9 protein-coding genes are annotated in these 14,351 nt (G+C 64.1%); 5 read left to right on the top strand and 4 right to left on the bottom strand.

Annotated elements, in window-relative coordinates:
* Positions 1-6 precede the first annotated feature (6 nt).
* Both RF638_RS02255 and RF638_RS02250 read right to left on the bottom strand, forming a co-directional pair.
* Positions 7-963: an aldo/keto reductase family oxidoreductase gene (locus tag RF638_RS02255; protein ID WP_368841336.1), complete on the bottom strand. Its 957-nt coding sequence runs from the start codon at positions 961-963 to the stop codon at positions 7-9.
* Positions 960-1,613, bottom strand: coding sequence for a DUF2225 domain-containing protein (locus tag RF638_RS02250; protein ID WP_344223643.1), 654 nt, complete (start codon positions 1,611-1,613; stop codon positions 960-962). Before RF638_RS02250 ends, RF638_RS02255 begins: the two co-directional genes overlap by 4 nt.
* A 106-nt stretch (positions 1,614-1,719) precedes the next feature.
* Here RF638_RS02250 and RF638_RS02245 point away from each other — a divergent pair, with 106 nt between their 5' ends.
* The 4 genes from RF638_RS02245 to RF638_RS02230 all read left to right on the top strand — a co-directional run bounded on the left by RF638_RS02245 (position 1,720) and on the right by RF638_RS02230 (position 9,238).
* On the top strand, positions 1,720-2,163 hold the full coding sequence (locus RF638_RS02245) for a YsnF/AvaK domain-containing protein (RefSeq protein ID WP_368841335.1): 444 nt from the start codon (positions 1,720-1,722) through the stop codon (positions 2,161-2,163).
* A gap of 180 nt (positions 2,164-2,343) precedes the next feature.
* Positions 2,344-2,814, top strand: a complete 471-nt coding sequence (locus RF638_RS02240; RefSeq protein ID WP_368841334.1) for a histidine phosphatase family protein — start codon at positions 2,344-2,346, stop codon at positions 2,812-2,814.
* A gap of 455 nt (positions 2,815-3,269) precedes the next feature.
* The gene (locus tag RF638_RS02235; RefSeq protein WP_368841333.1) at positions 3,270-8,321 is read left to right on the top strand and encodes an NAD-glutamate dehydrogenase; all 5,052 of its coding nucleotides are present in this window, start codon (positions 3,270-3,272) and stop codon (positions 8,319-8,321) included.
* Positions 8,322-8,446: 125 nt separating this feature from the next.
* The gene (locus RF638_RS02230; RefSeq protein ID WP_368841332.1) at positions 8,447-9,238 is read left to right on the top strand and encodes a LysM peptidoglycan-binding domain-containing protein; all 792 of its coding nucleotides are present in this window, start codon (positions 8,447-8,449) and stop codon (positions 9,236-9,238) included.
* A 250-nt stretch (positions 9,239-9,488) separates the two neighbouring features.
* Here the strand turns inward: RF638_RS02230 and RF638_RS02225 are convergent, their stop codons facing one another.
* Positions 9,489-12,254 carry a multicopper oxidase domain-containing protein gene (locus tag RF638_RS02225; RefSeq protein WP_368841331.1) on the bottom strand — a complete coding sequence of 922 codons (2,766 nt, stop codon included), beginning with the start codon at positions 12,252-12,254 and terminating at the stop codon, positions 9,489-9,491.
* Between the two features lie 74 nt (positions 12,255-12,328).
* Between RF638_RS02225 and RF638_RS02220 the strand changes: the two genes are divergently transcribed.
* Positions 12,329-12,832, top strand: coding sequence for a DUF456 domain-containing protein (locus RF638_RS02220; RefSeq protein ID WP_344223650.1), 504 nt, complete (start codon positions 12,329-12,331; stop codon positions 12,830-12,832).
* Between the two features lie 129 nt (positions 12,833-12,961).
* On the opposite strand, the gene RF638_RS02215 is transcribed toward RF638_RS02220, so the two are convergent.
* Positions 12,962-14,338, bottom strand: coding sequence for a molybdopterin molybdotransferase MoeA (locus RF638_RS02215; RefSeq protein WP_368841330.1), 1,377 nt, complete (start codon positions 14,336-14,338; stop codon positions 12,962-12,964).
* Between the last annotated feature and the right edge of the window lie 13 nt (positions 14,339-14,351).

Genomic DNA, 14,351 nt, shown 5'->3' with positions numbered 1-14,351 from the left:
TGGCGCTCAGGGCAATGAATGCCCGCGCGCGGCGGTCCAGAGCTCGTACCAATCCGTGTGGGTCATGAGCTCGGCGGCTTGGGGTGCCTGGGCGCACGCACGGATGCGCTCCGGATTCATAGTGCCGACCACTGGGCGAATGCCGTATGGATGGCGCAGCAACCAGCTGACCACCACGGCCTCACGGGTGACATTCATGCGTTCCGCCAGCCGATCGACGACGCCGCTCGTGGCCTCCGCGGTCGTGTCACCTTCGGGTGCCTGGCGACCGGAGTAGATGCCGTCCGCCATGGCGCCCCATGCCTGAACCTCGATCTCGTCCGCCGCGCAATGGGTGAGCAAACCCTCGGGGAAGTTGTACTCGGTGCCCTCGGTCTGGTTACCCAGCACCTGGGCTTCAACGAAGTCACGGTGGGCCAGGCTCATCTGAATCTGAACGGCGGTCAGCGGGGTGCACAACACCTGCTGGAACGCTGCCACATGGCGCAGAGTCATATTGGACAACCCCACGGAGTTGATCAACCCTTCAGAACGCAGGTCGTCCAGGGTTTGGCCTGTTTCACCCAGGGTGGTCAACGGGTCCGGGCGGTGCAGAATCAGTCGTTCCACGCTGTCCACGCCCAAGCGCTGCAGAGAGCCCTCGAGGCTCGCGCGGATGGTGTCCCGGTCCAACCGGTAGTGCACCGGGGAATTGTCGGGTCCGGTATTACCCGGGATACGGATGCCGCACTTTGTCTGCAGCTTGATCCCTTGGCGGAGTTCCGGATCTTCGGCCAGGATGCGACCGAAGACCGTCTCCGACTTACCCGCCGCGTAAATGTCAGCGTGGTCGAAAAGGTCGAACCCGGCGTCGTGAGCCGCGCGCACGGCGGTGTGAGCGGCGTCGAACTGGGCGCTGGTGATCTCGGAACGGTCCCAGGCCCCACCCAGGGCCATGCAACCGTAGATCAGCGGTGAACTCATGATTCGGAACCCTTGTGTTTGTGGTGGCGGTGGTGGGAGACCTGTTGGCGCAAGCGTGCGGCCTCACCATAGGCGGCAGCGGACTCGTCCAGTTTGCCCAGGTACTGGTAGACGATGCCCAACTCGGTGTAGCAATCGGACTGGTCACGCTGAGAACCAGGGGTCTCCTGGTAAAAATCCAACGCTCGGTTATAGGCCGTGATGGCCTGGGCCCGGCGTTTGGTGGCGTTGTAAACGCGCGCCAGATTGATGTAGCACTCGGCCTGATCTTTGGGCTCGTGCGGGGCGTCCAAATACTGCCCGAGCGCATCCAGCAAATGGGACTCCGCACGCGGGTAGTCGCGGTCCTCCACGAGCAATGAACCGACGATCAGGTGGGCGCGGCCCTTGGGCTTACTGCTGTCCGGGATCTGTCCGAAGTACTCCAAGCAGCGCTGGTACTCGGTGATCGCCTTGTCCCGCGCGTTCATGACCACGTACAGGTGACCCAAGTTGTAGTGGCACGCCGCGAGTTCGCGCTGAGTCTGCTGGGTCTCTTTGAACAACTCGATCGCCTGTCGATAAGCGGTCTCGGCCTGGGAGAGTTCACCCCGATCCTCGGCGTCCAGGGCACGTGTGAAATAACCGTTGCCATCATCCGAATAGCTCATCAGCTCATCCTTTCGGGACCCACCGGGGTAGCTCCAAATGCTACACGGTAGGTTGCAACATAACCCGGCTGATAATCTCTAGAACACACTCTTTCAGGAGGTCAGGATGGCAGTACAGAACAGCGCTCCCGGGCAGGGCCCGCGTGATCCGCAACGTGAAGAAATGCTCGATGACCAGGCCGCATCCGTGGTTCGTCATGAAGAGCGTCTGGTGATCAACCGTCAACAGGAGGAAACCGGAAGGCTCCGGCTCCGCAAATACGTGGTTGAAGAGCCAGTCCGTCAGGAAGTGACCGTGGGCCACGATGAGCCCGACGTGGTCCACACCCCCATCACCGAAGAGGAACGCCAGGCTTTCCTCGACGGCAGCGAGTTGCCCGTGGGCGACGACGAAATGATCCTGTACCGCACCGAAGCCGTGGTCCAGACCGTGCGCGTTCCTTACCAGCGTGTCCGTCTGGTGGCTCAGCGCACCGAGCGCACCGAAGTCATCGAGGACACCCTCCGCAAGGAGCGCGTCGACATCCAGACGGATGAGAACCGCGCATAACCTTTGGCCTTCTTGAGCGGCCCGGAGCCTCCGAATATCGGAGGTTCCGGGCCTCACTCATTTCTGAACCTTTCCGCGCATGGCGGGGGATGGACGCATTGAAATGCGTGTGTGCGGTGCTGCCCGCGGGTGGCGGGCACCACGACAGAAGAACTGCGTGACTGCGGGTAGCGTTGAAGCGTGACTGACTCTTCTCTTTCCCTCATCCGCCACGGGCAGACCGACTGGAACTTCGCTCGCCGGCTCCAGGGCCGCACCGACATCCCCCTCAACTCGACCGGGCGCGAACAGGCCCGTGAAGTGGGGCGCGAGCTGGCGGCGTCTGGGGAGCACTGGGACGTCCTCGTTTCCTCACCGCTGTCCCGTGCCCGCGAAACCGCGGTCATCATTGGTGAAGAAGTCGGTCTGGAACTGTCGCGCACCTACGACGATCTGATCGAGCGCAGCTTCGGAGAGATCGAAGGCTACGACTGCAGCCACATGACCGAGGAAGAGCGCCATGCGTTCATGGAACAGCACGGCGAACACACTGCGGATCTCGTGGCTCGAGGTGTGGCGCTGTTACAGCAGATCCTCGCCGACTACCCGGGACAGAACGTGATGATCGTCAGCCACGGTTCCTTATTCGTCTCACTGCGGGGCACATTCTGAACCGGAAGCTCCGCAGCTTGGAGAACGGGGAAGTGGTGACCCTGACCGCGGATGAGGTGGTTGCGGCGGCATCGGCGCCTCTCGGCGGAGCTACGACATAAGGTGACCTATCCCGCGTAATGAGCGGAAAATTGGGATACCTAACCATGCATTCTTGATTGCATGTATAACTCACGATCAATTATCAATAAATCTTTTTGCGTTAAGAAATGTTACTCGATAGTTAATTAGTTTCCCTTAGGAATTGGAGGGGAGCGACGGGAGGATTTCTGGCGTTCACTCCCCGCTCAACCCGAATGGTGGCTCTTGCTCACGGGGAGTCATAGGCTGGGGGCAGACTCGGCAACGTGGCCGACCGCGCGTACTGCCGCCACACAGGGCAGGCGCGCGTTTGGGTTTTCGGTGGCCGTGCGTTCCTATCTCGAATCGACTGCGAGCAAAGGCGTGATGCAGACGTGACCCCTCCCGATGCGACCGACACCCAGGTCATACCCGTAACGTGGCAACGCCCCCAATGGAGCGGCGAGCAAGAGTGGATCAACGAGTACTACCGGTCTGTCCCGGATGCGGATGTTGCCGCAGCCAAGGAGGAGCGGCTCACGTGCAGAGCTCAGGCGCATCGAGAGGTGGGCAAGACCCGCTCCAAGGGTGACGTGTGCGTGGACGTTCGGGAGGATCAGGACAACACCGTCCTCTACGTGGTCACTGACGACATGCCGTTCTTGGTATCCACGTTGAACACGGAAATCGCCGCCAAGTGGGGCGGTGCCGAGTTGGTGTTGCACCCGTTGTTGCTGGCCACTCGGGATGCCGAAACGCATGAACTGGAATCGCTGGCGCAGGTCCCCAATATTTCTACCGCTTCATCCGGTGACACCACTGCCATCCCACTGGTGCCGCTCAGCCCCAATGCCACCCCGCGTTCCAGCGGTGGGGGAGGCCGCACTGAATCCGTGATCGAATCGTGGATCCGGATCGTCCTGCACCGCAGCCTGAGTGATGAAGAGCGGGAAGAGCTGAAGAGCTACCTCGGTGAGAGGCTGATTCCGGATGTCCGCCGCGTGGACGAGGACCAGGATCAGATGCACTCCGTGGCGGATGAGCTGGCCCGTTCCCTGAACGGCTTGCATCAGATTCGTTTCGAGGACGGTTCCCAGCTACCTGATGTGGATTCCGCCGCAGAATTCCTGGATTGGCTGCGCGGAGGCAACTTCGTGTTCATGGGTATCAAGCGCTACGACCTCACCGATGAAGGCGAGGACGCCGCACTGCATTCCCGCCCGCAAACCGGGTTGGGATTGCTGCGAGAAGCGGGCACAGAAGGGCACACACAACGCCTCACCGGCCTGGGCAGTCTGCACGCCAGGGACCGCGAAGTGGTGTTCGTGACCAAGGCCAATCGCCGTTCCTCGATTCACCGGCGTGAGTACCTCGATTACATCGGCATCAGAACCTTCGCGCAGGACGGTACGGTCACCGGCGAGTATCTGATCCTCGGGTTGTTCTCGCGTAGGGCTCATTCCGTGCCCGCCCACCAGACTCCGCTGGTGCGCGAAAAGGTGAATGCCGTGGTGGAGCGCTTCGGTTTCTTGCCGGACAGCCACTCCGCGCGCGATCTCCTGGGGATCATCGAGGATTACCCGCGCGACGAGTTGTTCCACATGACAGCCGACGAACTCTACGACACAGCCAGCGGTGTGCTGGGCCTGAACGAACGCCGTCAAACGCGGTTGTTCCTCCGGCAGGACACCTTCGGACGTTTCATGTCGGCCGTGGTGTTCTTGCCGCGCGACCGCTACAACACTTCGGTACGCCAGCGCATTGAAGAACAACTCCAGGACGTCTTCGACTCCGAGGCCATCGACTTCGAGGTGCGCCTGACATCCTCCTCCCTGGCACGACTGTTCTTCCGCATCCGCTTGCCGTACACGGGCGAAGTGCGCGAATTCGACCAGGCAGACCTCGAGCACCGGTTGCGCGCAGCGGTTCGCTCGTGGCCGGACACTCTGGCGCGCGCCATTCGGTTGGGTTTCGATTCCGACGACGCCGCTCGCCTCACCCCGCTGTGGACCCACGCCTTCCCGGGTGCCTACCGCGAGGACTACGAAATCGAAGAGGCAGTGGAGGACCTGCAGCGCTGCGAGGAACTATGGGGCCGCGACCCGAATCTGCCGGCAGAGGTCCGCGTGGCCGAACACGACGGGCAGGTACGCCTCAATATTTACCTGACCCAAGCGCTGTCTCTGACCGAGCTGTTGCCGCTGTTGCACAACATGGGACTCACCGTGTTGGACCAGCGTCCGTACACGGTGACCCCGTCTGACGGCCGCGAATTCCAGCTGTACGACTTCGGTGTGGAACTCCCCACCGGGGTGGATGCTCAGGGGCCTGATAGCGCCAAGACCGAGGACCTCATCGAGGACACGCTCTGTGCCATCCTCTCCGGGCGATCGGAATCCGACTCGCTGGACCGCTTGGTGCTGACCGAACGCCTGAGCTGGCGTGGGGTTGTCGTGTTGCGTTCCTACGTTCGCTACCTGTTGCAGTTGGGCTACGCGAACTCGTTCGAGTTCATTGCCGATACCTTGCTCGACTACCCGGAGGCCACTCGGGAACTCTCGGAGTTCTTCCGTTCGAGTTTCGACCCGGAGCGGTTCGAGGACACGGAGCAGGGCCGTGAGGAACGCTCTCAAGCGCGTGATGCCGCCCGGGAACGCCTCGACAAAGTCTTGGACGAGGTCCCCTCCCTGGACGCGGACCGTCTCTTCCGGGCGCTGGCCAACGTGGTGGGGGCAACGCTTCGCACCAACGTGTACCAGGAGCGCCCCACCATGGCGTTCAAGCTGGACCCGCAGTCAATCGATGCGGCTCCCTACCCTCGACCCAAGTTCGAGATCTGGGTGTGGTCCCCGCGCGTGGAGGGAACGCACTTGCGGTTCGGACATGTGGCACGCGGTGGCTTGCGCTGGTCGGATCGCCGGGAAGACTTCCGCACCGAGGTGCTCGGCCTGGTCAAGGCTCAGATGGTCAAGAATGCAGTGATCGTCCCGGACGGCGCCAAGGGCGGCTTCTTCCCCAAGCAGCTTCCGGATCCGCAGCAGGATCGTGAGGGCTGGTTGGAGGAAGGCCGTGAGGCGTACAAGCTGTTCATCGCTTCGCTGCTGGATGTCACTGACAACATCACCCATGAGTCCAACGCCGAGCCGAACGCGGAGGTCTCGGATGACGGCTCCAAGGACGCCGCCGAGGCACCCGAGACTCCCCAGGGAGACACGGTGTTGCACCCGGATCGAGTGATCCGTCGTGATGAGGACGATTCATATCTGGTGGTCGCCGCGGACAAGGGAACGGCTGCGTTCTCCGATACCGCCAACGCCATCTCCCTGGATCGGAACTTCTGGCTGGGCGATGCCTTCGCTTCCGGCGGCTCGGTCGGTTACGACCACAAGGCCATGGGTATCACGGCCCGCGGTGCGTGGGAATCGGTCAAGCGGCACTTCTTCGAGCTGGGCGTGGACACCCAATCCGAGGCGTTCACCGCGGTGGGCATTGGTGACATGTCCGGTGACGTGTTCGGTAACGGCATGTTGCTGTCCGAGTACATCAAGCTGGTTGCGGCGTTCGATCACCGCGACGTGTTCCTGGACCCGGCCCCGGACACAGCGGCGTCGTACAAGGAACGAGAGCGACTGTTCAACGCCGGGCGTACGTCCTGGCAGGATTTCGACGCATCAGTGATTTCTGAAGGTGGCGGTGTCTACTCGCGCCGGGAGAAGTCCATCCCGATTACCCCGCAGGTGCGCGAGGCACTGGGGCTCGATGAAGGTGTGGAGTCCATGGCTCCGCAGGAACTGGTGCGCGCTATCCTGCTCGCCCCGGCGGATCTGCTCTACAACGGTGGCATCGGCACGTACGTCAAGTCCTCGCTGGAAACCAACCAGGACGTGGGCGACAAGGCCAATGATCCGATCCGAGTCAACGGTGAAGACCTGCGGGTCAGGGTCATCGGCGAGGGCGGCAACCTGGGCGCTACTCAGCTGGGACGTATCGAAGCAGCGCGCAACGGGATCCTGGTCAACACGGACGCGATCGACAACTCCGGCGGTGTGGAGTCCTCCGACCGCGAGGTGAACATCAAGATCCTGGTCGACCGCATGGTCGAGGCCGGCAAGTTGGACCGGGACGAACGTGCTGACTTCATTGAATCCATGACGGACGAGGTTGCGGACCTTGTGCTGCGCACCAACGTGGCGCAGAACGTGCTGCTCACGACCGAGCGCGCTCGCGGCCCGGAGTTCGCGGAAACATTCATCCGGCTGATGCACTGGCTCGAGGAAGAGGCCGACCTGGACCGGGAGCTCGAGTTCTTGCCCACGGACGAGGAACTGCGTGAGCGTGCGGAGAACGGTGAGTCCTTGACCGGGCCGGAGCTGTCGGTGCTCACCGCGTACACCAAGATTCAGCTGACCGGGGCGCTGACCCACAGCGACCTGGCGGATGACCCATGGTTCGATGCCACGCTGGAGCACTACTTCCCCACGCAGATTCGTGAGAAGTTCGGCGAGGATATTCAGTCCCACCCGCTGCGTAAGCAGATCATCGCCACCATGGTGGCCAATAAGATCATCAACTACGGCGGCATCGCATTTGCATATCGCGTGGTGGATGATTCGGGTGCGGATCTGGCGGATCTGGCGGCGGTCTTCACGGCGGCCGTGGAGATCTTCGACCTGGAGCCCTACGTGGCTCGTCACGCTCAGCTGGGTACGGATGTTCCGCTGGAGATGTGGAACAAGTTGACCCTGCGCATGCGGCGTCTGTTGGACCGAGTGGTGCGTTGGTTCCTCAATCGCAGTGAATCCGAGGCGACCATTCAGGAACTCGTGGATGCTTACAAGCCCACCGTGCAGCTGCGCTTCGGCGAACAGCAGCTCATGAGTGCCCAGTCCCAGGAACGCGTCAGCGCGGACACCGAGCTGGCCGAGCGTCAGTCGGTGCCCAAGGACCTGGCCGTCGAATGGGCAGAGTTGCTGGACGCTTTCGCACTGCTGGACGTCGCACGCTTGGCTCAGGCCGGCGGAGTGCAGGTAGCAGGAGAGCGGGCCGGCGAGCACGCGGCGTCGTCGACCGAGAGCGAAGAGCACGTGACCGTCGAGACCATTGCCAAGGTCTACTTTGCCCTGTTCGACCGGTACGGGTTGGAAAACCTGCTGGATCGCATCACCGCGCTTCCGCAGACCACTCGGTGGGAGAACATGGCCAGGATCTCAATGCGTGAGGACCTGTACTCCACGCTGGTTGCTCTCGCGGCACAGGCGCTCGAGTCCCCCGGTGAGAACGCCGAGGAGAAGGTCGTTGCGTGGGAGCGCGAGAACCAGGATCGCTTGGAACGCCTGCGTGACGTGCTGGGAGAGATCGAGGGGATGTCCTCCGGCGGGGATGCCGGGGCCGAACTCGCGGCGCTCTCGGTGGCCCTGCGCACCATGCGCAGTGCGCTGACAGAGTAGTTCATAACCAGAGAGACCCGGGCTGGCGCGTGTGCGTCGGCCCGGGTTTTTCTTTGATTCTCCGGTAGCGTGAGTTGCATCACAACTGGTACTGATGACCCCTCGATCGAGGGATAGGAGACATCATGCAGAAGAAGGTTTACAAGGGCTTGGCACCACTTGCGCTCGCCACAGCATTGGCACTGACCGCGTGCGGTGGCAGCGGGGAGAACGCGGAGGACACGAACACCGGCGCCGCTGCGACCGCCGAGGCTACTGGTGGCGCCACGGGCGGTGCCTCTGAAGGTGCCGGTAACGGGGCGTCGGAGAGTGCGGCCGACGGTTCGGGCGAGGGCGCGGGCAACGATGCCACCGCAGGAGCCGAGGGTGCTGCCGCGGGCGGTGCCGGTGGCGCGGCCGCGGGAGAAGCAGGCTCGGAAGAAGGATCCGGCTCTGGCGAAGGAGCCGGAGCGGGTGGTGACGGCTCCGGTGGCTCCGGGACTGAAGGCACTGGCGGTGCCGGTGACGGAACGGATGGCTCGGCCGGCGGCTTCGGTGCGGGTAACGCGACTGGTGGTGGCGGTTCAGGTGAAGCCGGCGCTGACGGCTCCGGTGCAGGTGCTGATAGCTCGGGTGGCGCAGCCGGTGGAGGTTCGGGCTCCGGCGGCGACAGCTCCGGGTCGGCTGAGGCCGGTGCCGGGGCGGGCGCGGGAGCCGGCGGTGGTGCTGGCGCTGGTGGCAACTCCGATTTCCAGCCGATCGACAACGGCACGGGAATCATCCCCGCCGGTGAATACACGGTTCAGTCAGGTGACACCCTCGGTTCCATCGCTCAGCGTTCCGGCGTGACGGTCGATGAGCTCTACGCAGCCAATCGCGACAAGGTTCAACTGCACCTGATTCGCGCGGGTCAGAGCATCACGATCCCCCAGCGCTGACCCGGCGGGACCTGGTCGAGCGGAGTCTGCAGTCTCGTCGACGGTCCGCCCCAGGCCCAGCCAACTCTGCACATCAGTCGACGTTGCAACCCGGAAATCCCCGTTCCTGGGACGCAACGTCGACTGATCTACGTCGGGCCTCGGTACGAAGGCCCCAGCGTCCATCAGAGTGCACGGTGTTTGGCAGGGTCGGTCGTGCTGTCGACCAGGATGCACTTGAAACGAGTCACCCGGGTTTGCAGTTCCGGAATTACTCCGTCACCTCGATCTGACCCCTCGCCCCGCGCTCAGCCTCTGCAAACGAGTGGTTCACGAACGTGTACGTGCCGGCCTCCGGGAATGACATTTCTACGAAGCCACCCTGCGCCGGCGCAAGATCGAGGGCCTGTGCTCCGCCGGTGCCACTCGGATTGCCGGGGCTGGAGGGCGACAACAGGTACGCACCCTCCTTGTACACGGTGTCGAACTGCCCGCCCACCACATGGAAACTCGTGCCCTTGGACGGGCCGGCCGCGAGCACCCAGATCCGAACGCGCTCGTTAGTTCGCGCGGGCAGTTTATCGTGCATGTACTGAGTCGCATGTCCGTTGAACATGGTCAACGACGGCGTTCCAGCCGCAATCGCCGCGGGATCCACCACCGCGTTCACGCCGTCCGGCAGGTCCGGTTGCTCCGCGGGCGGGACTGTCACGTAGGTTTCGTTCTGCACCAGTAGGTACTCGCGGTCCACCTCGGGCAAGTCGGGCGGATCGATGATCACCGCGCCGAACATTCCCGCAGCGACATGTGTGCTCATGGGGGCGGTGGCGCAGTGGTACAACCAGATCCCGGACCGTACCGCCTCGAAGCGGTAGACGAGGGACTCTCCCGGGGCAATGGTCCGCATGGTCTCGTCCGGCGACACGTCTCCCGCGTGGAAATCGACCGAGTGGCCCATGCTGCCGCTGTTGGTCAGCGTCACCTCGAACACGTCGCCCACTTTTCCGCGCAGCGTGGGCCCGGTGTAATCGCCGTTGAAGGTCCACGCGTCCAGGGTTACACCGGGTGCGACTTCCCGGGCGACCTCCTGAACGTCCAGGGTCAGTTCGTGCACCGTCTCGTTCGGTGCCGGATCCAGCGCTGGGTCACGGGCCTCGAAGGCCTCGCCAGGCGCGGCATTGAAGTCCACGTCCGCGGCAGGATCCTGCGAGTCGATCGCCGGGGGCGCCCCACCCGCCCCGTGTTCCTCATGGCCTGCAGTACCCACGGGGTTGCCTTGTTCGTCCACCGGAATCACGGTGACCGTCATGCCCATGGAGCGGTGACCGATCACGGAACACCAGCCCTCAAGCGGTTCCGTAATGATGCCGGCATCCACCACGGCGGAATCGCCGGGGCCAACTCGACCGGATGTCGCACCGTTGGCGAAGACCAGGTCGTGCACGTTGGTGGGGTCGTCGTTGATCAGCGTGATCACCAAGCGATCGCCCACGGGGACTTCGATGTCTCCGGGGTCGAAACGCATGTCCTGGTTGGCATGCATCGTGATCTCGGTGGTGTTACCGGTGGCCTGCACTGTGTTCTCTGTACCAGAACTCAGACCGATCCCCGCTGACTGCGGTGCCACGGCAATGCCCGCCCCCACCGCCAGTAAGACCGTGAGCACCCCCGCCACGATTTGCCGCAGGGGGTTGGGCTTTCGGTCGGGTGCCCCAGTGCTGGCTGCCGCAGAGCTGGAACCGCCGGCCGTATCTGTTGCGGGAGCTTGGCCAGCCGCGCGCTGTGCCATGAGGCGGCGCCGTCCGGCAACGGAAACCTTGGCGGAGGAGATCATCAATGGGATGAACGCCGCGAACGCAACCGCGCCCACGATCGAGACCACGGCGCGCACCCACGAAGGCAGCATGCCGGCGGGTAGCGCGAACAGTGCAATGCAGAGGTTCAAGACCGTGACCCGGTAGACGCCACCGCGGTTGATGGCTGCCAGCGAAGCGCGCACCGTGGCGGGCCCGCCGCCCATCGTGGACGGGAGGATGTAACTCATGGCGCCCAGCAGGGTCTGCAACAGGAATCCGGCCACGAACGGAATGGTCAGTGCGCCCATCACACTTGTCTGAATGCCCTGGACCGCCACCAGAATCAGCGCGATCACCACGGTGACGAACAGCCAGGCGATGCCGGAGGCCACGGACCATCCCATGTAGCCCTCGGGCAGCTTGCGCATGCCCGTGCGGATCATGATGCGGCCGACCAGGCCCACGCCCACCGCGTAACCGAACAACCCGAGGACCACCACGGGAACCCAGCCACCCAAGGCACCACCGGCAGCCACCAAACTTCCCGCGGCCATGGCGGGCAGGGCGATGCGGGACAGGGCCGTGGCTGTCTCTTCCATGCGCGTGCGCACCATGGTCGGCCACAGGGTCAGCAGTGTCGCGGACACCGTGAGACCCACGAACCCCAGAACGTTGACTGCCTGGTGGGTCAGGAGTAACCGAGAATGCCAGGGGTCAGCCAGATCCAGGGCCAGAATCGCCCCGAATATTGCGCCCACCGGCAGGAAGAATGCCGCTACCGCATACCAACGCACGGTGATGCCGAACCGGGCGGGCAACGCGGTGCGCAACTGAGAAAGGAGCGACAACCCGTGCCACGTGAGTAGGCCGCCGATGATCGTTGCGGACACCAGGGTGAGCCACCACCAGTCCGCGAGCATGCCCACCATGAGTAGCACGGTGCCCGCTGTGACCCCGTAAATGCGCAGGATCTGGCGAGGGCGCTCGTGGTCGGGGAGCCGGTGATGCAGTAGCGCCTCGGTGAAGTGCTGGGACCACACCATGATCGAGGTGGTGATCAGCCCCAGCGTGACCATGTGCACCATGAGCCAGCGGGTGTCGGGGATCCACCGGTGGAAGCCGAGCACCAGGATCAGCGCGGTCATCCACCAGCGCACGGGCTTACCGGCGGTGCGGTGCCACGACCTCCCGTGCTTCTTCGTGGCGGGCGCTGGGTCCTGGGGCTTGCTGAGAGTGGGCACCGTCCATCCGATCCACAAATATTGGCACTTTAGATGCAAGTATAGTTCGCCCGCGGTACCCGTACGATGTGACGGTGACCCCAGAGATTATTGCCACCATTGCGACCTCGGTACTCATCATCATCGGGTGCCTGGGCATCATCATCCCCGTGTTGCCGGGGTCCATCACCGCACTGATCGGTCTGATCATTTGGGCGGTGGTTGTGCAGTCCGTGGAGGGCTGGGTCGTCCTCGCCCTCGGCGGCACATTGCTGCTGGCGGGCATGTCCGCGAGCTTGGTGCTCACCGGGACGCGTTTGAAACGCCGCGCCATCCCCAACCGCACGCTGCTGTTCGGTGTCATAGGTGCCGTGATCGGCATGTTCGTGATTCCCGTGGTGGGCTTGGTGATCGGCTTCATCGTGGGGCTACTGGCGTCTGAAACCGTGCGCAACCGTAACTTCCGCACAGCCCTGGACACCTCATGGGTCGCTCTTAAGGCCGCGGGTATCGGCATCATTCTGGAGCTGACCTGCGCGCTACTGGCGGCGAGCGTGTTCATCATCGGGGCCATCGTCTTCTTCGTCACGGCCGCCTGACGTACGCTTCCTGCCCCGGGTGGGCGGTTCCGCCCCACCGCCTCGACCGGCCGGCGCCTCACCGAGCCACTCTTAAACCGCGACGACGCCGCTCCAACCGGAGCGGCGTCGTCGGCGGTTAAAGTCCGGTCATCGGCGCCAGGGCAGACCCAGTACCTTGAGGTCCTGGCCCGGGCGCAGGCCCTCGGCCGGGACCACCATGAGCACGTCAGCGTGAGCCATGCCGGACAGCATGGCGGGGCCCACCGCGGGCTCGGGCAGGACACGGCCCTCCTGGTAATAGGCGGGAATCACGCGCACACTGCCGGTCTGCTCGATCTCGGCGCCGGAGGTGGCCGAACGAGCCTGGGGCAGCGGCTGACCCGTGGCACCGGCGATCAAGGCGTGTCCAACACTCAGTAAGCCCGTGACCGCGGACAACGGACTACCGGGCAGCGCCAGCACCACGGGACCGTCCTCCGGCAACTGCGCCACGATCACGCCGTGCGCGGGTTCTTGGGCCAGACCGTCGATGATCAGGTGAGCGTCCAACTCGGTGAGCGCTTCACGCACGTGATCATCCTCGCCGTGGCCGGTGCCGCCGGTGGTCACGACGATCTCCGCGCGGGCGTCCAGCAGGGAGCCTGCACCCGAAGGCGACTCCGTAAGGGCGGTGAGTACGCCCTGCGCACCGTCTGGAACGCGGCGAACCTGATCCACATTGGCGCCCAGGTCCTGCAAAATGGCCGGAATCTGGGGCCCCAGAACGTCCCGGACTTCACCGGGTCCGGGAATGCCGTCCTCCACGACGTGCGCGAAACCCAGCAGCACGGTGACGCGCGGACGGCGCAGCACCGGGAGCATGTCGTGACCGGCGCTTGCGGCCAGGCCGATGTGAGCGGGATTGAGATGGCAGCCGATGCGCAGCAACTCGTCGCCGTCGGAGATTTCCTGCCCCAGGGCGCGCACGTCCTGATTCTGGATCAGCGACGCAGCCGGAGTGGCATCCTCCAGCATGTCGCCCTCCACGGGCTGGTAGTCCTCCATGTGGTCAACCGGCGCCTGAGTGGGCACCACGTGGCCGCGGTGGTTGGACAGCACGGCCTTGGTGTGCACCGGCACGGCCGAACCCACGCTCACCTGCGTGGCCTCACCCGGGCGGAGCTCAACTACCGGCAGGATGCGCTCATCCGGCGGCAGGGTCAGGAGGAGTCGCTCATCGGTCTCGGCGGGCTGGGGAGTGCGGATTCGCCACGGGCCCTCGCCTGCTACGGCCCAGCCATCGATTGCTGCGGACGCGTAGTGGGGGACCGGCATGATCGCGGTGATGGTCTCCGCGAGGGTCTCACCCAGGGCGTCGGTCAGCGGCAGCAACCTGCTGGGCAGCGGTTCGGGGATGCGGTGGGCGATCTCGCGGGCTTCATCCCAGTCAACCCAACGGCGCGTGGGTTCCTGGCCCTCGGTTTCCGGGGGAGTCTGGTCCGCGTCCTGGTTGAAGTGTTCGTGCGTGGTGGGAAGTCCGGGCATGCCATCTCCTCGA

Source organism: Kocuria sp. CPCC 205235 (assembly GCF_040980905.1).
Taxonomy (GTDB): Bacteria; Actinomycetota; Actinomycetes; order Actinomycetales; family Micrococcaceae; genus Kocuria; species Kocuria carniphila.
The sequence above is the reverse complement of the archived record's forward strand: the minus strand, read 5'-3'. Positions and strand labels throughout refer to the sequence as shown.